The following is a 20539-nucleotide window of genomic DNA, read 5'->3' on the forward strand; positions in this document are numbered from 1 at the left end:
CGGCCCGGCCTGCCGGACACGTACCTTCGACGTTACCCGAACGGTGGTACGGCGTTCAGCCCGTCCGGGGCCAGAGCGCGGGGTCGGGGGTGAAGCGGACCCGCAGCACCCCGTCGGTGAGGGCGGCGCCGGAGACGGTGCAGCGGCGCAGCGCGGGCTCCAGCGGCACGATGCGGTGGAAGGGCCCGGCGGTCAGCAGGAGTTCGCCGCCGCGCCGGACCAGCTGGAGGTCCTTCTTGACGGCGCCGGGCAGCGGCAGGCACCAGACGAGGGTCCCGTCGCCGTCCGGTCCGCCGGTCTCCTCGACCCACCAGGGGTCCGCGGCCCTGCCGTCCTTCCCGGCGGGCGGTACGGCGAGCGCGCCGTCCTCGCCTGCGAGGTCCAGCAGGTCGGCGGGGCCCTGCGGGTCGCGTCCGAGGTGGGCCAGGGGCACGGGGGCGTGCCCCTCGTCGCGCCAGTGGGCGACGGCCTTCTCCTGCTGGGCGGCGAGCGCGGCGAGGAACGGGTCCGCGGAGTGGCCGGGGAGCATCCGGTTGGCGATCAGGGCGTCGGTGCGCAGGCCGTGCAGGGCGAGGCCGGTGCGGGCGGTGCGCAGGGCGTCGGCGGCGGCCGGGCCGGGTTCGGCGACCAGCCGCAGCGTGGTGGCCCGGTCCTCGATCAGTTCCTGGACGCGGGCCAGTTCGGCGTCGCGCCGGTCGGCGGCCTCGTACAGCCACTGGGCGGGCATGGGCACCCCGGCCAGCTGGGCGAGCATGGGGCGCAGGGCGCGGGCGGCCTGGCGTTCGGGGGGCAGCAGCCGGCGCAGGTAGCGGCGGAGCTGTCCGGGCAGGGCGAGCAGGGCGAGGGCTTCGCGCAGGGGCGGCAGATCGACGACGAGGAGGTCGTGGCCGTTGCGGGACCAGTCACCGCGGGCGGCGCGGGCGAGCGTGTGGAGCAGGGCGAGTTCGGCGCTGCCGGGGAGTTCGGTCAGCTCCTCGCCGTCCAGCGGGTTGCCGCCGAGGAGGTCGAGGACGGTGGTCAGCTTCTCCTGGAGGGCCAGGAGCTCGGCGCGGAAGTGGGCGCCGGAGTCGATCCGGACGGCCTGGAGGCCGTCGCCGACCGGGGTGGGCTCGGTGGCGTCGGGGAAGCCGGGTATCGGGTCGGCGGTGATCAGCAGGGGGCGGGCGCCGGTGCGGGCCGCGGCGAGCGCGGTCGCCGCGGCGACGGTGGTACGGCCCGCACCGCCGGGTCCGGTGACCAGGACCGTACGCACGCGGTCAGCCCTTCGGGACGGACTCGACGCGCTTCTTCAGGCCGGCGAGCGCCCGGTCGATGATGACCTTCTCGGCCTTGCGCTTGATCATGCCGAGCATCGGGATCTTGACGTCCACGGTCAGCCGGTAGGTGACCTCGGTGCGGTCGCCCTTGCCGAGGGGGGCGAGCGCGTAGGAGCCGTCGATGGCGCGGAGCATCTGCGACTTGACCAGGGTCCAGCTGACCTCGTAGTCGCCGATCCAGGTGTAGGCGAGGGTGTGGTCGTCCTTGATCGCTCCGGCGTCCAGGACGAGGCGGACCTTCTCGGCGCGGCCGCGGTCGTCGGTGCCGAGGACCTCGGCCTCCTTGACCTCGCCGGTCCATTCCGGGTAGCGGTCGAAGTCGGCGATCACAGCCATGACGTCGGCCGGTGCCGCCTCGATCGTGATGCTCGAGCTGGTGTGTTCAGCCATCGCTGTGGCCCTCCAGTGCGGTGTACCGGTCCGTCGGCAGTGCCTGCCGCCAGAAGGCTATCGCGTGCGTCCGGCGGCCCGTCCCAGGGTCCGCCCGGCGGTCCCGGGGAGGGGGTTCACCACTCCAGGGCCCAGGGCCGGCCGGTGGAGGCGAAGTGGCCGACGTTCACGCACTCGGTGGCGCCGATCCGCATCCGGCGGGCGAGCGGCTGGTGGACGTGGCCGAACAGGGCGTAGCGCGGGCGGGTGCGGCGGATGGCGTCGAGCAGGGCCCGGCTGCCGCGTTCGAAGCGGCGTGCGACGGTGTCGTAGACCAGCTCGGGGACGTCGGGCGGGATGTGGGTGCAGAGCACGTCGACCTCGCCGAGGGCCTCGATCTTGGCGGCGTACTCCTCGTCACCGATCTCGTACGGAGTGCGCATCGGGGTGCGCAGGCCGCCGCCGGCGAAGCCGAAGACGAGGCCGCCGATCTCGGCGCGCTCCCCGTCCAGGACGGTGGTGCCGGGGGCGGCGTACTCGGACCAGAGGTCCGGCATGTCCACATTGCCGTAGGTGGCGTACGTCGGGGTGGGCAGGGCGGCGAACATCTCGGCGTACTGGCGGCGGACGGCCGCGGTGATCGCGGCGTCGCGGTCGAGGCCGGCCCACAGCGTCCGGCCGAGGGCGCGGGCCTCGTCGAAGCGGCGCGCGGTGCGCAGGGCGACGAACCGGTCGGTGTTCTCGACGCCGAAGAGGTCGGGGAAGATGCCGCGCGAGTGGTCGGCGTAGTCGAGGAAGAGGACCAGGTCACCGAGGCAGATCAGGGCGTCGGCGCCGTCCCCGGCGCGGGCCAGCGCCTCGGTGTTGCCGTGCACGTCGCTGACCACATGGACGCGGGTGCGCCGCCCGGCGGCGGCCGTCCGGCTGTTCGCTCCTGCTCGCATGGGGTCACCCTAGGCGCGTCCTCGCGGCCGGGGTAGAGGGTCCGGTTTGCCCTGGCGGGGCCCGGACCTGCGGTTACTTCCCGGTGTGTGTGGAGGTGGACTACTGTGCGCGAAAGGACGACCGATATGTGTGACGCATAAGACATCTGGCCGGGACCCCCTATCCGGAACCGAGTACTGGTGGGTAACGTCCGGGCAGTCCAGTCGTGCTCACCTCCACTGAGCACCCGCCATCTTGGACCGCGCCGGTGCGTCACACAGAGTCGTGGCACCGGAGCCCGATGAGGAGCAGCAGTCTTGCGCGAGTTCAGCCTTCCGGCCCTGTACGAGGTCCCCTCGGACGGCAACCTGACGGATCTCATCCGCCGCAATGCCGCTCAGCATCCCGATGTCGCGGTGATGAGCCGCAAGGTGGCCGGCGTCTGGACGGACGTCACGGCCGTCGAGTTCCTGGCGGAGGTGCGCGCGGCCGCCAAGGGCCTGATCGCGGCCGGCGTCGAGCCCGGCGACCGGGTCGCCCTGATGTCCCGCACCCGTTACGAGTGGGTGTTGCTGGACTTCGCGATCTGGAGCGCGGGCGCGGTCACCGTACCGGTGTACGAGACCAGCTCCGCCGAGCAGGTGCAGTGGATTCTCGGTGACTCGGGGGCCGTCGCGGTGCTGGTGGAGAGCGACGTCCACGCCGACTCCGTCGCCTCCGTGCGCGACCGGCTGCCCGAGCTGCGCCATGTGTGGCAGATCGACAAGGGTGCCGTGGACACGCTCGGGGAGCTGGGCGCCGGCGTCTCCGACGAGACCGCGGAGCTGCGCGGCGCGGCGGCCCGGGCGGACGACCCGGCCACCATCGTCTACACCTCGGGCACCACGGGCCGCCCGAAGGGCTGTGTGCTGACCCACCGCAGCTTCTTCGCGGAGTGCGGCAACGTCGTGGAGCGTCTCAAGCCCCTCTTCCGCACCGGCGAGTGCTCCGTCCTGCTCTTCCTGCCCGCCGCGCACGTCTTCGGGCGCCTGGTCGAGGTCGCCTCGGTGATGGCGCCGATCAGGCTCGGCTGCGTCCCGGACATCAAGAACCTCACCGACGAGCTGGCCTCGTTCCGGCCGACGCTGATCCTCGGGGTGCCGCGCGTCTTCGAGAAGGTCTACAACGCGGCGCGCGCCAAGGCGCAGGCCGACGGCAAGGGCCGGATCTTCGACCGGGCCGCCGACACGGCGATCGCCTACAGCCGCGCGCTGGGCACCCCGCAGGGCCCGTCGCTGGGCCTGCGGCTGAAGCACCGGATCTTCGACCGGCTGGTCTACGGCAAGCTGCGCGGCGTACTGGGCGGGCGCGGCGAGCACGCGATCTCCGGCGGCGCCCCGCTCGGCGAGCGCCTCGGGCACTTCTACCGGGGCATCGGCTTCACCGTCCTGGAGGGCTACGGGCTGACCGAGTCCTGCGCGGCGACCGCGTTCAACCCGTGGGACCGGCAGAAGATCGGCACGGTCGGCCAGCCGCTGCCCGGCTCCGTGGTGCGCATCGCGGACGACGGCGAGGTGCTGCTCCACGGCGAGCACCTGTTCTCCGGCTACTGGAACAACGAGGCGGCGACGGCCGACGCGCTGGCGGACGGCTGGTTCCACACCGGGGACATCGGCACCCTCGACGAGGACGGCTACCTGGCGATCACCGGCCGCAAGAAGGAGATCATCGTGACGGCGGGCGGCAAGAACGTCGCCCCGGCCGTGATCGAGGACCGCATCCGGGGCCACGCCCTGATCGCGGAGTGCATGGTCGTCGGCGACGGGCGCCCGTTCGTGGGCGCGCTGGTGACGCTGGACGAGGAGTTCCTGGGCCGCTGGGCGGCGGAGCACGGCAAGCCGGCCGGTTCGACCGCGCTGTCGCTGCGCGAGGACGCGGAGTTGCTGGCCGAGGTGCAGCGCGCGGTGGACGACGGCAACGCCGCGGTCTCCAAGGCCGAGTCCGTGCGCAAGTTCCGCATCCTGGGCGCGCAGTTCACCGAGGAGGCGGGCCACATCACGCCCTCGCTGAAGCTGAAGCGGAACGTGGTCGCGAAGGACTTCGCGGACGAGGTGGAGGCCATCTACCGCTCGTGACCGCACGGGGGACGACGCGTACGGGGAGGGGCCCGCACCACGCCGGTGCGGGCCCCTGCCCGTACGGGTGTCAGAGCAGTTCGCGCAGTCGTTCGGCGAGCAGGTCCCAGCGCCACTTCTCCTCGACCCAGGCCCGGCCCCGCTCCCCCATGCGCCGGCGCAGCTCCGCGTCACCGAGCAGCGCCAGAATCCGCTCCGCCGCCTCGCCCGGTTCGCCGCCGCGCACCACCCAGCCGGTCTCGCCGTCCAGCACCGCGTCCGGGGCGCCGCCCGAGTCACCGGCCACCACCGGCAGACCGGTCGCGGACGCCTCCAGGTAGACGATGCCCAGGCCCTCCACGTCGAGCCCGCCGCGCCGGGTCCGGCAGGGCATCGCGAAGACGTCGCCCGCCCCGTAGTGCGCGGGCAGCTCCGACCAGGGCACCGCGCCGGTGAACCGCACCGAGCCCGCCACCCCGGTGCGCGCGGCCAGCTTGCGCAGCTCGTCCTCGTAGGGCCCGCCGCCCACGATCAGCAGCACCGCGTCCGGCTCGGCGGCCAGGATCGCGGGCAGGGCGAGGATCAGGGTGTCCTGGCCCTTGCGGGGCACCAGCCGGGAGACGCAGACCACGACCGGCCGGTCGGTGAGCCCGAGCCGGGCCCGGACCTCCGCGCCGCCCGAGTCCGGGTGGAACGTCTTCTCGTCCACGCCCGGCGGCAGCCGCACCATCCGGCGGGCGGCCGCCGGGGTGAGCGCGGCGGCGATCCGGGACCGGGTGTACTCGCCGAGGTAGGTCAGCGTGTCGGTGCCCTCGCCGATCCGGCGCAGCAGTTGGCGGGACGCGGGCAGCTGGGCCCAGCCCGCCTCGTGGCCGTGCGTGGTGGCGACCAGCCGGCGGGCGCCCGCCTCGCGCAGCGCCGGGCCCATCAGCCCGAGCGGGGCGGCGGCGCCGAACCAGACCGACGTGCAGCCGTGGGCGCGCAGCAGCTCCGCGGCGCGCCGGGTGACGCGCGGGGTAGGCAGCAGCATCGTCGTACGGTCGCGGACGACGGTGAACGGCTGTTCGGCGTCGAAGGCGGCGGTGGCGGCCGCGCCCTCGGCCCCGCGCTTCCAGGTGGAGGCGTAGACGACGACCCGCTCGGGGTCGAGCCGCAGCGCCATGTTGTGCAGGAACGCCTGGATGCCGCCCGGCCTGGGCGGGAAGTCGTTGGTCACGATCAGGGTCTTGTCCATCGCCGCCGACAGTACCGGCCCGGAGGCCGGGCGGCCGTGCCGGATGGCCCGCGCACCGGCGCTGCGGGCATCATGGCTGTTTCGTACGGCGTCCACGACGGATGAGGGCAGGTCATGACGGGTTCCAGCGGCGCGCGTCCGGCGGCCTTCTCGGTCTGGGCGCTCACCAGGGCGGTGCTGCTGCTGTGGGTGAGCAAGGTGATCACCCCGCCGGGGCTCGACGTGACCAGCGATGTGTCGGTGATCTACCACGGCTGGTACGAGGTGCTGCGCTCGGGCACGTATCCGGAGTCGGACGTCACCTGGCAGTACCCGCCGGTCGCGGCCCTGGCGATCCTCTCCCCCGCGCTGCTGCCGTTCCTGGACTACGCCACGGCCTTCTTCATGCTGGCGTTCCTGTGCGACGCGCTGGTCATGGGGCTGCTGCTGCGCGCGAGCCGGGGCCCTGGCCGGCGGACGGCCGGGGTGTGGGTGTGGGTGGCGGGCGTGCCGCTGCTGGGCACCACGGCGTACGCCCGGTACGACGTGATGGTGACGGCCGTCGCGGTGGCGGCGCTGCTGGCCGGGCTGCGGCATCCGCGGGTGATGGGGGCGCTGGCCGCGTTCGGGGCGCTGCTGAAGGTGTGGCCGGTGCTGCTGCTGGCCGGGACGGCCCGGGGCCGGCGCACCCGGCTGGCGTGGACGGCCGCGGCGGCGGTGGCGGCGGGGCTGCTGCTGGCGTGTGTGGTGGCGGCGCCGGGCGCGCTGGCGTTCCTGGGCTTCCAGCGCGACCGGGGCACCGAGGTGGAGTCGCTGGGGGCGCTGGTCTTCCATGTGTGGCGGCAGTTCGGCTGGGAGGGCCGGGTGGAGTTGCACTACGGCTCGCTGGAGTTCCTGGGCCCGGGGGTGGAGCTGGTGAGCACGCTGGCGCTGGGGCTGAGCCTGGTGGCGTTCGGCTGGCTGCTGCTGTGGCGGCTGCGGGCGCGGACCTTCGGGGTGAGCACGGCGGCGGACGCGGCGTTCACGGCGGTGCTGCTGTTCACCACGACGAGCCGGGTGATCAGCCCGCAGTACATGCTGTGGCTGGTCGGGCTGGCCGCCGTGTGCCTGGTGCTGCGGGAGAGCCGGATGGAGTGGCCGGCCGTGCTGGTGGTGGTGGCCACCGGCGTCACGCAGCTGGAGTTCCCGATCGGCTTCGTCCATGTGGTGTCGAGCGACGCGCACGGCCTGACGCTGATGTTCCTGCGCAACGGGCTGCTGGTCGCCGCCTGCGTGCTGGCCGGCACCCGGCTGTGGCAGGACACCGTACGGACCCCCGAGGCGGAAGCCGAAGCCCCGGCCGGGACTCCGGACGGAACAGCTGACGGGACGCCGGACGATGTACCGGGCGGGGTCGTGGACAAGGCGGCGGGTGCGCCCGTGCTCAGCCGAGCCGACTCCGCAGATACAGCCGCCAGCGCGCCGTGAAGTCCTGCGGGGTGGTGCCGAGCACCTCGTGCAGGGCGTCCTCGACGGCTCCGTCGCGTCCCTGGTGGCCTCCCACGGCCCGGTAGAAGGCGAACAGCTTCTCCTGGCCCCAGTGGTCCGCGATCAGCTCGCAGGCCAGCCAGCCGCCCTCGTACGCCCTCGCCAGCCGGTCCGGGTCCCCGGCGAACGCGAAGTCCTCGTCCTCGGGCAGGGCGGCGGGTCCGTCGCCGGAGCGGACCGCGTCGGCCAGTTCCGGCGCGATCTCCTCGGCGGTGCGCTCCTGGTCCCGGTAGGCCGCCCAGTCCGCGAACCCCTCGGAGAGCCAGGTCGGCGTGGCCGCGGAGGTGCGTTTGCGGGTCGCCACATGGGTGGTCTCGTGGGCGAGGACGACGCGCTGCCCGAACGCGCCGAGCAGGGCGTACGCCTCCGGGTTGACGATCACCCGGTCGGCGGGCGACTCCCCCGAGCCGCCGGTCTCGCCGGTGGTGACGGCCGCTATGCCCCGGTAGTTCGACGCGGGCGAACCGAGGAGTTCGCCCATGTCGGCGACGCTGTCCGGCACCAGCACCACCACGCGCCCGGCCCAGCGCTCCGGCCAGGCGGCGGTGACCTCGGGCACCGCCGCGTCGGCCGTGCCGGCGATGGCCTCCAGCTCCTCGCGCGGGCGGCCGACGCCCAGGACCAGGCTGTGCGCCCCGCGCACCACCTCGACGTCGCCCTGCTCCCACAGCTGCCGGACGCTGCCGTCCGCCGCCCGGTCCGCGGTGAGGTACCAGCGGCCGTCCGCCGGGTCGCGTTCCAGGTCGATGATCCGGTCCACGGTGACGGGGGCGCTGTCGTAGCCCTCGATCCGGTAGCCGAGCCGCACGTCGGCGGTGGCCCGGTCGGGGCCGTGCGTGGTCACCCGGGTCGGCCGGTACGTCCAGGACTCCAGCGGTACGTTCGCGAGCCGGGCGATCTCCCGGCGCTGGGCGCCGCGCAGGGCCGTCTCGTCCGGATCGACGACGGCGGCGTAGGCCGCCGCGTCGTGGCGCAGCACCGCGTCGGCGCGCCGGTCGAGGGTGGCGCGGATGCCGCGGGTCGTGGTGCCGGGCGCCTCGTCGGCCGGGGCCGAGCAGCCGGCGGCGCACAGCAGCGCGGCGAGCACGGCACCCGCCGCCCGCCGCCGCCCCGCACGCCTGCGCACCTGTTCGACCACATGACGAGCGTACGGGCAGGGCGCGCGGTCAGACGCGGGTGACCGAGGAGACGGGCATCATGCCCACGGGGTCGTAGCGGACCCGGGCGCCGGGGTACGGGGCGTGGATGACCTGCCCGTTCCCCACGTACATGGCGATGTGGCTCGCGTCCGCGCGGTAGGCGACGAGGTCGCCGGGGCGGGCCTCGGAGAGCGGGATCATCCGGCCCGCGTGGACCTGGGCCTGCGAGGTGCGCGGCAGGCTGACCCCGGCCTGGGCCCACGCCCACTTCATCAGCCCGGAGCAGTCGAAGCCGGAGGGCCCGCTCGCGCCCCACACGTACGGCAGGCCGAGGGCCCGCTGCGCGGCCAGGACGGCGACGGCGGCGCGGGGCGAGCCGGCCGGCAGCCCGGCGAGGAGTCCGGTGCCCGGCGCGCGGCCGTCGCGGGAGGCGCGGGCGTGGGCGGCCCGTTCGGAGTCCGGCAGCGTTCCCAGGAGCTGCCTGGCCCGGGCCAGCTTGTGCTGGACGGTGCGCTTGTGGCGGCCCACGGCCTCCCGGCCGCGCTCCAGGCCGGCCAGTGAGCGGGCGGCCTCGGCGCGGGTCTGGGCGAGTGCCCGGCGGGCCCTGCGCAGCTCGTCGAGGGCGTGGGCGCGGTGGGTACCGGCCAGGGTGACGGCGGCGGCCCGGTCGAGATAGCTGTCGGGGTCGGAGGTGAGCAGCAGCGCGAGCGAGGGGTCGATGCCGCCGGACCGGTACTCCGCGCGGGCGGCGGAGCCCAGCTCGTCGCTCATGCGGTTGATGCGTTCCTGGGTGCGGGCGGCGCGGTCCTGGGCCCGGTTCACCTCGCCGCGCAGCCGGGCCACGTCCTCGCCGGCCCGGTTGTACCGCTCGGTGGCCCGTTCGGCCTCGGTGTAGAGGCGGTCGACGCGGGCTCCTACGGACTGCGGGGTGTCCTGCGGTTCGGCGTGGGCGGGGGCGGTGCCGAGCGTCGCGGCCGCGGTCGCGGCGGCCGCCGTCAGGACGCCGGCCCGTGCGCCGCGTCCGGCTCCGGTCTTCTTGGAACGGCGATGGGACCCCACAGGATGCCGCGCTCCCTTCCGCTGTACGCAGACGCGCGCGGCCCCTGCCGCCCGGACGGGCGGACCGACGTACGGGAGCCGCACAGCAGCCAGACAGTAACCGTGTGATCACACAGCGGACAAAGACGCGCCACGCGGCGGGGGCGTACACACAGTGACGCCCCGCCGGTGACCTGTGGTCTCCGGCGGGGCGGGCGTCAGTTCGGGGCGCGGGAATTCGCCCGTTCGGGCGCGGTTCAGATGCGCACGGCGCCGTAGATGCTGCCGATGGTGCTCATCGATTCGTAGCGGACGTACGCGCCGGGGTACGGGGCGTGCAGGACCTGGCCGTTGCCCGCGTAGAGGCCCACGTGCTCGTTGCCGTTGAAGAAGACCAGGTCGCCGGGCTTGAGCTGGCTGACCCCGATCCGGGTGCCCTGGTTGATCTGGGTGTACGTCGTACGGGTGATGTTGGCGCCGGCCTGGGCGTAGGCCCACATGGTCAGGCCCGAGCAGTCGAAGGAGTTGGGGCCGGTGGCGGCGGGGACGTACGGCTTGCCGATGCGGGTGGCGGCGGCGCTGAGGGCGGCGGCGCCGAGTCCGGACGCGGGGGCCTCGTTGCCGAGTTCGACACGGGTGTTGGACGCGCGGCTGGCGCGGGCCTCGTCCTGGCGGATCTTCGCCTGCTCGGCCGCGGTGAGGGTGTTGAGGAGGCGGCGCGCCTCGGCGAGCTTGGCCTGCTGCTTCTTCTTCTTCTCGCCCAGCGTCTTGCGGACGGAGGCGAGGTCGCCCAGCTTGTCCTGGGCCTCCTTGCGCTGCTGCGCGAGGGCCCGCTGCTTCTCCTGGACCTTGCTGAGGGCCTCGGTCTGCTTGGCCGTCAGCTGGTCGAGCGCGGACGCCTGGTCGAGGAAGCTGTCCGGGTCGGCGGAGAGGAAGAGCTGCACGGAGGGGTCGATGCCTCCGGAGCGGTACTGCGCGGCGGCGAGGGAACCGAGGCCGGAGCGGAGCTGGTTGAGCTCCTCCTGACCGCGGGCCACCTTGTCCTGGATCGCGCCGATCTGCTTCTCGAGCTTCTTCTGCTTCTCCTTGGCCCCGTTGTACTGCTCGGTGGCCGCTCCCGCCTGGTGGTAGAGCTCGTCGACCTTTTCCTTGACCTCGCTCTTGGTCGGCTTGGGGTCGGCGTGGGCGGCCTGGGAGGACAGGGCGACGGCCGCGGCTGCGGTCGCGGTGAGCACGGTCACACGAGTGCGGCTCGGCTGCTTGGGACGACGGTGGGACGCCACGGAGGCGAGCTCCTTCTTCCTCGAGCCGCCTACCGGGCCAGTGGGGGGAGACGCGTCCCCGGCTCCGTGCACGTGACGGACTCGGCGGTTCCTTCGCCGCCACCCCGGATGGGTGATCGACCGCGCGAAGGTTCGAGGCCCGACCATAGTGACCATCTTGTGATCAGTTCAAATCCTCACACGTAAAATCTCGTCACACTCGGCACTTCTTTACCCACACCCCACGGCGTGTAGCGGCGACTTGACGGTCCGTTCCGCGAACTCGGGCCAATTGGTCGCAAGAAGCGCTAAACCCGCGAAAGCCGCTTCAGGAGCAAGGCGGACGCAACGGGCCTGGCCCCCGCCTTCGCCACCCCGTCGGCCACCTCGCGGTCGGTGGAGACCACCACCACGGGCCGCCCCGGCGGTTCCGCGCGCGCCAGTTGACGGATCAGCTCGTCGGCCGTGACCCCCGGCTTGCTGAACAACACCCGTACCCCGCGCGGCGGCGCGAGCAGCACCGGAGCGGCCAGCTCCGCCCCGTCGAACACACAGGTCATCTCGGCGCCGGTACGCGCCGCCAGCGACGACAGGCCGCCGAGCAGCCGCAGCCGCTGCTTCTCCAACGGCATCTGCGGATAACCCGTCTTGGTGACGTTGTAGCCGTCCACGATGAGATGGGCCTGCGGCAGCGCCAGGAGTTGGTCGAGCAGCGCCGGATCGGTCTCCGAAAGGGCCCTGGCCGCGATGTCCTTGGGCGACATCCGCCCCGGCTCCACCGCGTCCACCCCGTCCGCGGGCCGCATCGTGGAGGGTGGCAGCGCCAGTTCGCGCCGCAGCCCGCCGGCCGCCTCCAGCACCGTGTCCAGGAGCAGCCGCAGCCGCATGTCCTCGACGGAGCGCCCCTCGCGGGCGGCCCGGCGGCTCGCCTCGACCGACGCCTCCGCCTCCCCCAGCCTCGCCCGCAGCCGCCGGGTCTCGCTCTCGGCGGCGGAGACCCGGGCCGCCGCCTCGGCCCGTACGGTGTCGGTCTCGGCATGGGCGCGCCGCAGCGCCGCCTCGCCGCGCTTCACCTCGTTGACCGCGCTGCGCAGCTTGCGCTGGACGGAGTCCGCCTCCTTGCGGGCGGCGTCCAGTTCGGCGCGGAGCCGTTCGGTCTCGCTCTTCGTCAGGGCCCTGGCCGCGGCCAGTTCCTCGCGCAGCCGCTCCAGCTCCCGCCGGGTCTCCTCGCCGATCCGCTCGGCGTCGGCCCGCTGGACCTCCTCGCCGGCCGCCGCGACGAGCTTCACCCAGCCGTCCGGCCGCAGTACGTACGCCGCGGCCGCCACGTCCACCGGATCGGCGGCGGCGGGCGGCGCCCCGGCCTCCAGCGCGGCCGCCAGTTCCGGCTGGACCTCACGGAGACGGTCGCCGATGCGGCGGCGGAACTGCGCGTCGCCCGCCACGGCCGCCGCCATGGCGTTCCCGGCGAACTTGGCCCGCCGGGACGCCGTGAAGCGGGCGTACTGCCTGAGCTGGGCGGGCAGTTCGGTGACCGTCAGACCGCCGAACGCGTCGGAGACCAGCGCGACGACCCGGCGCCGCACCCCTTCGGGCAGCGGGCGGTCGAGCGCCTCCACGGCGTCGCCGGCCCCTTCGGCCGACGCGGCGCCGCTCTCGGGCTGCTCCACCATCCGTCACCCCATGTGTTGTCTCCGCACGGCCCCGTCAGGAGTCGGCGCCCGGCCTGTCCACGAGCTCGATCTGATCCACCGCGTTGCACCAACGACAGCGGACCGACTCGATGGTCTCACTGACCACCTCGCGTTCCTCGACGCTCGACTCACCGGCCAGGTCGAGATGGATGTACTCGACCACCTTGGAGGAGCGCGTCACGTCGAACCGCGTGAGGTTTCCGCAGAGCGTGCAGCGCCAGCGGGTCGTGTCGGTCGGCTGGGGAACGGTCGTCATCGGTGCGTCCTCTTTCGTCGAGCCGTGAGCTGCCGGACAAGGGTCTCGCGGTGCGCCGTCGAACTGCGGGTGTCCACCCGTCACCCTACGGCCTCGGGGCTTCCCCCCGGCACGGCGAGGCGGTCTGTCCCGTTCGCTCCGCTTGCGTCATGCTCTGTTCATGATCGATCGGCGGGGTGTGGCCGGCAGGCTCCTGCGCGCGGCCGCTTCGGGCGGGCCGCCGGTGACGCACGGGCTCATCGCCCTGTGCTGCGCGCTCTTCGTGGTCAGCCCGCTCTCCGGTTTCGTCCCGGTGCGCGGCGGGGCCGACGCGCTGCTCGCCGCCCAGGCCGGCTACTTCGAACGGTGGGGCGTCATCCCGAGCGAGCTGTGGCAGGGCTCGGCGAGCGCCCTGCTCACCCCGCTGACCGCGCTGTTCGTCCACGGCAGCTGGCTGCACCTGCTGGGGAACATGCTGTTCCTGTTCGTGTTCGGCGCGATGGCCGAGGAGCGCATGGGCCATGTGGAGTTCGCGCTGTTCTACCTCGGCTGCGGCTATCTCGCACTGCTCGGTTACGCGGTCGGGCACGCCTCGTCCGACCAGACGCTCGTCGGCGCGTCGGGGGCGATCTCCGCGGTGCTGGGCGCGTTCCTCTACCTCTTCCCCCGGGCCAGGGTGACGAGCCTGTTCCCGTTCCTGCTGTTCCTGCCGCTGCGCTTCCCGGCCTGGGTGGTGCTGATCTTCTGGTTCGTGCTCCAGTGGCTGGCCGCCGGTGCCGCCGGAAGCGGTCCGGGGGTGGCCTACCTCGCCCATGTCGTCGGCTTCGCCACCGGCTTCCTCTACGCCTGGGCACGCTACGGCCGCGACCCACGACCCCCTAGAGTGAAAGCTCCAGCCACGGCCACCGAGGGAGAAACACAGCCGTGATCACCGCGATCGTGCTCATCAAAACCAGCGTGGACCGGATTCCCGAGATCGCCGAGGCCATCGCCGCGCTGGACAGCGTCAGCGAGGTCTTCTCGGTCACCGGCACCTACGACCTGATCGCCATGGTCCGGGTGGCCAGGCACGACGACCTCGCCGAGGTCATCCCCGGCCGCATCAGCAAGATCCCCGGCGTCGAGGGGACCGACACCCACGTGGCGTTCCGCACCTACTCGCAGCACGATCTGGAGGCCGCGTTCTCCATCGGCCTGGACGCGTAACGCGTACGACGCGCCCGTCCCCCGTCAGCCCCGGTCGGCGGCGTCCCGGTCCGGCACGCAACGGCCGTCCTCGGTGCGGTACTTCCACCGCGCCCCGGAGGTCACCAGTTCCCGGACCGCCCGCAGGAACCGCTCGACGTGCTCGTCCGGCGTCCCGGCGCCGAAGCTGACCCGGATCGCGTTCAGCGACTTCTCCCCCGGCGCCGCCTCCGGCGCACCGCACGCCCCGGCCTCGCCCGGATCGCCGCCGAGCAGGGTGCGCACCAGCGGATGGGCGCAGAAGAGGCCGTCGCGCACCCCGATGCCGTACTCGGCGGAGAGGGCGGCGGCGAAGTGCGAACTGTTCCAGCCCGCCACCACGAACGAGATCACGCCGACCCTCGGCGCCTCGTCGCCGAACAGCGAGAGCACCTTCACTTCGGGCACCTCCGCGAGCCCGGTCAGCACCCGTTCGACGAGGTACTGCTCACGGGCGACCAGCCGGTCGAACCCGGCCTCGGTGAGCGCCTTGCAGGCGGAGGCGATGGCGTGGACGCCGATGACGTTGGGCGAACCGGCCTCGTGGCGGGCCGCGGTGGTGTGCCACTCGACGTCCACACCGCCGTCCGCGCGCCGGGCGACGGTACGGGAGGCGCCCCCGCCGGCCAGGTAGGGCTCGGCGTCGCGGAGCCAGTCGGCCCGGCCGGCCAGCACGCCCGAGCCGAACGGCGCGTACAGCTTGTGCCCGGAGAAGGCGACCCAGTCCACGTCCAGCCCGGCGATGTCCACGGGGTGGTGCGGGGCGAGCTGGGCGGCGTCCAGGACGATGCGGGCGCCGTGGGCGTGCGCGGCGGCGGCCAGGTCCCGGACGGGCCACAGCTCACCGGTGACGTTGGAGGCGCCGGTCACACAGACCAGAGCCGGGCCGTAGGGATCGCGGTCGGCGAGGGCCCGCTCCAGCGTGGCGACGGCCTGGGCGGGGGTGCGCGGGGCGTTCAGATACGTCACCCGGGCGTCGCGCCAGGGCAGCAGCGAGGCGTGGTGCTCGGTCTCGAAGACGAAGACCTCGCAGCCGGCGGGCAGCGCCCCGGCCAGCAGGTTCAGCGAGTCGGTGGTGGACCGGGTGAACACCACCTGGTCGTCGGGGCGGCACCCCAGGAACTCCGCCACGGTGGCCCGGCCGGCCTCGAAGAGGTCGGTGGACAGCTGCGAGAGGTAGCCGGCGCCCCGGTGGACGCTGCCGTAGTACGGGGCGTAGGCGGCCACGTCGTCCCACACCCGCTTCAGCGCCGGGGCGCTCGCCGCGTAGTCCAGCGCGGCGTAGCCGACCTCGCCGCCGGTGACGAGCGGCACGAGGACATCCTCGCCCAGAACCGGCAGAGGCACACAAATGGACTGGTCGGCGGCAGCGGTGAAGACGGACATGGCGAACTCCCGTGAGAGGCAGGCGAATTCCGCGTGCCGGCGGATACACGGCAGCACGGAGTGAAAGTGAGAGGGGTGCGGAGGAGGGCGTGAGGCCCTAACGCATTCGCTGACTCACAGAAGGCTCCTTGAGGACCAAGGACCCCACGGGTGGACGTCGCACGACGTCGAGGGGTCCGCGCTTGCCGCAGACCTCGCTGCCTGCGGCCCGGTCTTCACCCGGGGCACCCCGCCACGGACGGAGGGTTGCCGGACAGCGGGCCGGGGCCGTAGTCGCTGTCACTCATGACCTGGTCGGTATCTTGCCACATGTACGGGAACGCGCAAGGCGCAGTCCATGATCCGGACTGCGCCCCGCCGCACATCCGTACGCTCAGGCGTTGCTGGCGACCACCCAGCGCTCCAGCGCGCGTTCTGCGGCGCCGGAGTCGACGGCCTCGGCGGCCCGCGCCATACCGGCCCGGATCTGCTCGGTCAGCGTGCCCTCGCCCGGGTTCAGGGCGACCAGCGCCGCCGCCGAGTTGAGCAGCACGGCGTCCCGTACGGGCCCGGTCTCCCCGGCCAGCAGCCGGCGGGCCACATCGGCGTTGTACGAGGCGTCGGCGCCGCGCAGCGCCTCCACCGGGACCAGGTCGATGCCCACGTCGCGCGGGTCGAAGGACTCCTCGCGCACCGCGCCGTCCCGCGCCACCCACACCCGCGAGGTCGCCGTGGTGGTCAGCTCGTCCAGCCCGTCGTCGCCCCGGAAGACCAGGGCGGAGTTGCCGCGCTCGGCGAGCACCCCGGCGACGATGGGGGCCATCCGCAGATCGGCCACCCCGATCGCCTGCGAGCGCACCCGGGCCGGGTTGGTGAGCGGGCCCAGGATGTTGAACGTGGTCGGCGCACCCAGCTCCGAGCGCGCCTTGGCCGCGTGGCGCAGGGCGGGGTGGAACTTCACCGCGAAGCAGAAGGTGATGCCCGCCTCCTCGGCCACCTCCACGACACGACGCGGGGTCAGCTCCAGGTTGACGCCCAGCTTGCCCAGGACGTCGGACGATCCGCTGGCCGACGAGGCGGAGCGGCTGCCGTGCTTGACGACCTTGGCGCCGGTCCCGGCCAGGACGATGGCGGACATGGTGGAGATGTTGACGGTCTTGGCCATGTCGCCGCCGGTGCCGACGATGTCCACGGTGCGGCCGGGCACCTCGATGGTCGTGGCGTGCTCGTACATCGCGCGGACCAGGCCGGTGACCTCGGTGACCGTCTCGCCCTTGGCGCGCAGGGCCACCGCGAAGCCGGCGATCTGGGCGTCGGTGGCCTCGCCGCTCATGATGCGGTCCATGGCCCAGGCGGTGGCGTCGGCGCTCAGGTCCTCGCCGCGCAGCAGGGGGGCGAGCACGCCGGGCCAGGTGCGGGCCGCCACGCTGTCGCCGCCGTCCGGGGTCACAACGTTCATGGTCCGCTCCTGGGGGTCCACTGCCGATAGGGATCGGGGTCCACCCTATCGAGCGACGGGGACGGCAAAGAGCCCCGTCCATGGTCTGGACGGGGCTCTCGCCGTGGCGATCAGAACGGGTGATCAGTGGTGGCCGTGGCCGCTGGTGATCTCCTTGTACTCCTCGGCGGTGGGCTTGGCGATCTGGCTGTGCTCGCCGTACAGGCTCCTGCTGAGCCGTGCCCGCAGCTTCTGGAGCGCGGAGACCTTGCGCCGCACACCGTTCTCGTCGACCTCGGGGCCGATCTCGAGCGGCTTGTACTGCTCGTGTGCGGTGAGCTTGTGCAGCATCTCCGGCGACAGCGGCTCGTGGACCTCGACGAACTCACCGTGCGGCAGGCGCTTGATGAGCCCGGACTCGCGGCCGTGCAGCACCTTCTCCTTGTCGCGGCGCTGGAGGCCGAGGCAGATCCGCCGCGTGACGATGAACGCCACGACCGGACCGACGAAGAAGGCGATGCGGACGAACCAGCTGATCGCGTTCAGCGAGAGGCTGAAGTGCGTCGCCCAGATGTCGTTGCCGCCGCCGACCAGCATGACGAAGTAGATCGTCACCCAGGAGACACCGAGCGCCGTCCGGGTCGGAGCGTTGCGCGGCTTGTCCAGGATGTGGTGCTCGCGCTTGTCGCCGGTGATCCAGGACTCGATGAACGGCCAGAGCGCCAGGACACCCAGGACCAGGCCGAACAGCACCAGCGGGATGAAGACGCCCAGGACCAGCGTGTGGCCCCACAGGTTGATCTCCCAGCCCGGCATGACGCGGACGAAGCCCTCGGCGAAGCCCATGTACCAGTCCGGCTGGGCGCCCGTGGACACCTGGTCGGGACGGTACGGGCCGATCGACCAGATCGGGTTGATCGTGGCGACCGCCGCCATGATGGCGATGAAGCCGAAGACCAGGAAGAAGAACCCGCCGGCCTTCGCCATGTACACCGGCAGCAGCGGCATGCCGACGACGTTCTTGTTCGTCTTTCCGGGGCCCGCGAACTGCGTGTGCTTGTGGTAGAAGACCAGGATCAGGTGGCCGACCACGAGCCCGAGCATGATGCCCGGCAGCAGCAGGATGTGGATCGAGTAGAACCTCGCGATGATGTCGTGGCCGGGGAACTCCCCGCCGAACAGGAACATCGAGATGTACGTACCGACGATCGGCGTCGCCAGGATCGCGCCCTGGGTGAAGCGGACACCCGTGCCCGAGAGCAGGTCGTCCGGCAGCGAGTAACCGGTGAAGCCGGTGAACATGCCGAGGACGAACAGCAGGAAGCCGAACAGCCAGTTGATCTCGCGCGGCTTGCGGTACGCACCGGTGAAGAACACCCGGAACATGTGCACGAACATGCCCGCGAGGAACACGATCGCGGCCCAGTGGTGGATCTGCCGGACGAGCAGACCGCCGCGGACGTCGAAGCTGATGTTCAGCGTCGAGGCGTAGGCCTCGGACATCCGGATGCCCTGCATGGGCTCGTACGGGCCGTGGTAGACGGTCTCGGCCATGCTCGGCTCGAAGAACAGCGTCAGGTACACACCCGTGAGGATGATGATGATGAAGCTGTAGAGGCAGATCTCCCCGAGCATGAAGGACCAGTGGTCCGGGAAGATCTTCCGCATGTTGGCCTTGGCGAGGGAGTAGATCCCCAGCCGGCCGTCGGCCCAGTCGGCCACCCGCTCACCGGCGGGCGCCTTGCGGTTGCCCGACGCGGGGGCGTCGGGTGTGTTCGTCGCAGTACTCATCCGCGCTCCCAGAATGCAGGACCGACGGGCTCTTCGAAGTCGCCGAGCGCTTCGAGGTTGCCCTCGCTGTTCACGCCGATCCGCAGCTGCGGGAGGGCGTGACCGGCCGGACCGAAGATGACGCGGGCGCCGTCGGCAAGGTCGAAGGTGGACTGGTGGCACGGGCAGAGCACGTGGTGCGTCTGCTGCTCGTAGAGGCTGATCGGGCAGCCGACGTGGGTGCAGATCTTCGAGAAGGCCACGATGCCCTCGTGGGCCCACTCGCGCTCGCGCTTGTCCTTGATGTCGTCCGGCTCGATGCGGACGATCATCAGCGCGGCCTTGGCGATCTGCGTCTGGAAGTCGTGCGCGTCCTCCTCCAGGCCCTCGGGCATGGCGAAGGTGAGCGAACCGACGACGACGTCCTCGGGACGCAGCGGCTGCATGGTGTTCATGTTGACGAGCTGCTTGCCCTTGGCCCACAGGGTCTTGCGGAGCTTGTCCTCCGGCAGCGGACCCAGGTCGCGCAGCAGCACCACACCGGAGAGCGGCACCAGGGCCAGCGCGCCGAACATGGTGTTGCGGATCAGCTTGCGCCGGCCGAGCGCCGACTCACGGGCGCCGTCGGCGAAGTCGGACAGGACCTTCGCCTTGACCTCGGGAGAGGCCTCGATCGGGTGCCGGTCGTCGGCGACCTCGACGTCGGACATCAGGGTGCGCGCCCAGTGGACGGCACCGGCGCCGATCAGGAAGAGCGCCAGCCCCAGGGAAAGACCCAGGGAGAAGTTGAGCGCGCTCACGTGCCCGATCGGGAAGATGTAGACGATCTTGTCGACCGGGAAGATGACGTAGGAGGCGATGAACGCCACCGTCGCCAGCATGGACAACAGGAACATCAGCGCGACGGTGCGCTCGGAGCGCTTCGCGGCCCGCTCGTCGATGTCCTGGATGCGCGGCCGGTGGGCCGGCAGTCCCGGATCGGCGAACGGGTCGTCGTGCGCCTTGGCCACCGCGTCGTGCGCGGCGTCGCCCTGCTCGTCGGGCAGGTTCTCTTCTGGAATCTCTTGGCTACTCATGACTTCTTGGCCTTAGCGGTGTGGGCCGCGACCCAAACGGCGATTGCGATCAGACCACCCAGGCCGAAGATCCAGCCGAACAGACCCTCGCTGACCGGACCCAGACCACCGAGGCTGAGGCCGCCGGGGGATGCCGTGTCGGAGCTGTTGACGGTCTTGACGTAGGCGATGATGTCCCGCTTCTGCTTCCCGGGCATCGTCGAGTCGGGGAAGGACGGCATGTTCTGCGGGCCGGTGACCATGGCCTCGTAGAGATGCTTCGGGCTCACGCCCTCCAGGTCCGGCGCGTACTTGCCGTCCGTCAGGGCCCCGCCCCGGCCGGTGAAGTTGTGGCACTGCGCGCAGTTGGTGCGGAAGAGCTCGCCACCCTTGGCGATGTCCGCACCCGCCGGGTCGACCTGGCTCTTGGTCGGGACGACCGGACCGGCGCCGAGCGACGCGACGTACGCCGCGAGCTGGTCGATCTCGGCCTGGCTGTAGATGACCTTCTTCTTGGGCACCTGGGCGCCCGGCTGCTGCGCGGGCATCCGGCCGGTGCCGACCTGGAAGTCCACGGCGGCGGAGCCCACGCCGACAAGCTGGGGCCCGTCGGTGGTCCCCTGACCGCCGGTCCCGTGGCAGCTGGCGCAACCGACGGAGTACAGCTTCTTGCCCTCTTCGATGGCGAGGGACTGGGCGGTGTCGTCGGCCTGTGCCTTGCTCGCGGGCGCAAACGCGGCGTACAGCCCCCCGGTGGCCGCCAGCGCGAGGAGTAGTACGACGACCGCCGCCAACGGATGGCGTCGTCGTGCGGAGAGCTTTTTCACGGATTACCCCGGTGTCAGGATCTTCTGCGTCGATGCTGGATGTGGTTCGG

Annotated in this window: 18 protein-coding genes and 1 riboswitch; of the genes, 4 read left to right on the forward strand and 14 right to left on the reverse strand. The window is 72.4% G+C overall.

The features are described 5' to 3' along the window. Positions 1 to 55 precede the first annotated feature (55 nt). From OG710_RS06440 to OG710_RS06450, 3 genes are all read right to left on the reverse strand, one after another. Complete coding sequence (locus OG710_RS06440) at positions 56 to 1252, reverse strand: ArsA family ATPase (protein ID WP_330238459.1); 1197 nt, start codon at positions 1250 to 1252, stop codon at positions 56 to 58. 4 nt (positions 1253 to 1256) lie between these two features. Continuing rightward, positions 1257 to 1706: an SRPBCC family protein gene (locus tag OG710_RS06445; protein WP_111332556.1), complete on the reverse strand. Its 450-nt coding sequence runs from the start codon at positions 1704 to 1706 to the stop codon at positions 1257 to 1259. Between the two features lie 116 nt (positions 1707 to 1822). After that, complete coding sequence (locus OG710_RS06450; RefSeq protein ID WP_330238460.1) at positions 1823 to 2629, reverse strand: metallophosphoesterase family protein; 807 nt, start codon at positions 2627 to 2629, stop codon at positions 1823 to 1825. 297 nt (positions 2630 to 2926) lie between these two features. Here OG710_RS06450 and OG710_RS06455 point away from each other — a divergent pair, with 297 nt between their 5' ends. After that, complete coding sequence (locus OG710_RS06455; protein WP_330238461.1) at positions 2927 to 4723, forward strand: AMP-dependent synthetase/ligase; 1797 nt, start codon at positions 2927 to 2929, stop codon at positions 4721 to 4723. Between the two features lie 70 nt (positions 4724 to 4793). On the opposite strand, the gene OG710_RS06460 is transcribed toward OG710_RS06455, so the two are convergent. Further along, positions 4794 to 5936, reverse strand: coding sequence for a glycosyltransferase family 4 protein (locus tag OG710_RS06460; RefSeq protein ID WP_330238462.1), 1143 nt, complete (start codon positions 5934 to 5936; stop codon positions 4794 to 4796). A 114-nt stretch (positions 5937 to 6050) separates the two neighbouring features. Between OG710_RS06460 and OG710_RS06465 the strand changes: the two genes are divergently transcribed. After that, positions 6051 to 7382 carry a glycosyltransferase family 87 protein gene (locus OG710_RS06465; RefSeq protein ID WP_330238463.1) on the forward strand — a complete coding sequence of 444 codons (1332 nt, stop codon included), beginning with the start codon at positions 6051 to 6053 and terminating at the stop codon, positions 7380 to 7382. On the opposite strand, the gene OG710_RS06470 is transcribed toward OG710_RS06465, so the two are convergent. From OG710_RS06470 to OG710_RS06490, 5 genes are all read right to left on the reverse strand, one after another. Next, entirely contained in the window at positions 7339 to 8580 is a 1242-nt protein-coding gene (locus OG710_RS06470) for a hypothetical protein (RefSeq protein WP_330238464.1), read from the reverse strand. The genes OG710_RS06465 and OG710_RS06470 overlap by 44 nt on opposite strands. A gap of 28 nt (positions 8581 to 8608) precedes the next feature. Then, positions 8609 to 9640, reverse strand: coding sequence for a C40 family peptidase (locus tag OG710_RS06475; RefSeq protein WP_330238465.1), 1032 nt, complete (start codon positions 9638 to 9640; stop codon positions 8609 to 8611). A 236-nt stretch (positions 9641 to 9876) separates the two neighbouring features. Continuing rightward, on the reverse strand, positions 9877 to 10902 hold the full coding sequence (locus OG710_RS06480; RefSeq protein WP_330238466.1) for a C40 family peptidase: 1026 nt from the start codon (positions 10900 to 10902) through the stop codon (positions 9877 to 9879). A gap of 287 nt (positions 10903 to 11189) precedes the next feature. Beyond that, a complete protein-coding gene (locus OG710_RS06485) occupies positions 11190 to 12551 on the reverse strand; it encodes an NYN domain-containing protein (RefSeq protein ID WP_330242170.1) in 1362 nt (453 codons plus the stop codon). 37 nt (positions 12552 to 12588) lie between these two features. Beyond that, on the reverse strand, positions 12589 to 12831 hold the full coding sequence (locus OG710_RS06490; RefSeq protein ID WP_111332536.1) for a hypothetical protein: 243 nt from the start codon (positions 12829 to 12831) through the stop codon (positions 12589 to 12591). Positions 12832 to 12991: 160 nt separating this feature from the next. Between OG710_RS06490 and OG710_RS06495 the strand changes: the two genes are divergently transcribed. Beyond that, positions 12992 to 13738 carry a rhomboid family intramembrane serine protease gene (locus OG710_RS06495; RefSeq protein ID WP_330238467.1) on the forward strand — a complete coding sequence of 249 codons (747 nt, stop codon included), beginning with the start codon at positions 12992 to 12994 and terminating at the stop codon, positions 13736 to 13738. Then, a complete protein-coding gene (locus OG710_RS06500) occupies positions 13735 to 14016 on the forward strand; it encodes an Lrp/AsnC family transcriptional regulator (RefSeq protein WP_111332534.1) in 282 nt (93 codons plus the stop codon). The genes OG710_RS06495 and OG710_RS06500 overlap by 4 nt, the downstream gene beginning before the upstream one ends. 24 nt (positions 14017 to 14040) lie before the next feature. Here OG710_RS06500 and OG710_RS06505 read toward each other — a convergent pair whose 3' ends face one another. The 5 genes from OG710_RS06505 to qcrC form a co-directional block, all read right to left on the reverse strand. After that, the gene (locus OG710_RS06505; protein ID WP_330238468.1) at positions 14041 to 15420 is read right to left on the reverse strand and encodes an aminotransferase class V-fold PLP-dependent enzyme; all 1380 of its coding nucleotides are present in this window, start codon (positions 15418 to 15420) and stop codon (positions 14041 to 14043) included. A gap of 173 nt (positions 15421 to 15593) precedes the next feature. Beyond that, positions 15594 to 15711: riboswitch (SAM riboswitch) on the reverse strand. Positions 15712 to 15793: 82 nt separating this feature from the next. Further along, positions 15794 to 16858, reverse strand: a complete 1065-nt coding sequence (trpD, locus tag OG710_RS06510; RefSeq protein WP_111332529.1) for an anthranilate phosphoribosyltransferase — start codon at positions 16856 to 16858, stop codon at positions 15794 to 15796. Between the two features lie 123 nt (positions 16859 to 16981). Then, positions 16982 to 18628, reverse strand: a complete 1647-nt coding sequence (gene qcrB, locus OG710_RS06515) for a cytochrome bc1 complex cytochrome b subunit (RefSeq protein WP_330238469.1) — start codon at positions 18626 to 18628, stop codon at positions 16982 to 16984. Beyond that, complete coding sequence (gene qcrA, locus OG710_RS06520) at positions 18625 to 19683, reverse strand: cytochrome bc1 complex Rieske iron-sulfur subunit (RefSeq protein WP_330238470.1); 1059 nt, start codon at positions 19681 to 19683, stop codon at positions 18625 to 18627. Before qcrA ends, qcrB begins: the two co-directional genes overlap by 4 nt. Next, positions 19680 to 20489: a cytochrome bc1 complex diheme cytochrome c subunit gene (qcrC, locus tag OG710_RS06525; protein ID WP_330238471.1), complete on the reverse strand. Its 810-nt coding sequence runs from the start codon at positions 20487 to 20489 to the stop codon at positions 19680 to 19682. The genes qcrA and qcrC overlap by 4 nt, the downstream gene beginning before the upstream one ends. Between the last annotated feature and the right edge of the window lie 50 nt (positions 20490 to 20539).

Source organism: Streptomyces sp. NBC_00525 (assembly GCF_036346595.1).
GTDB lineage: Bacteria > Actinomycetota > Actinomycetes > Streptomycetales > Streptomycetaceae > Streptomyces.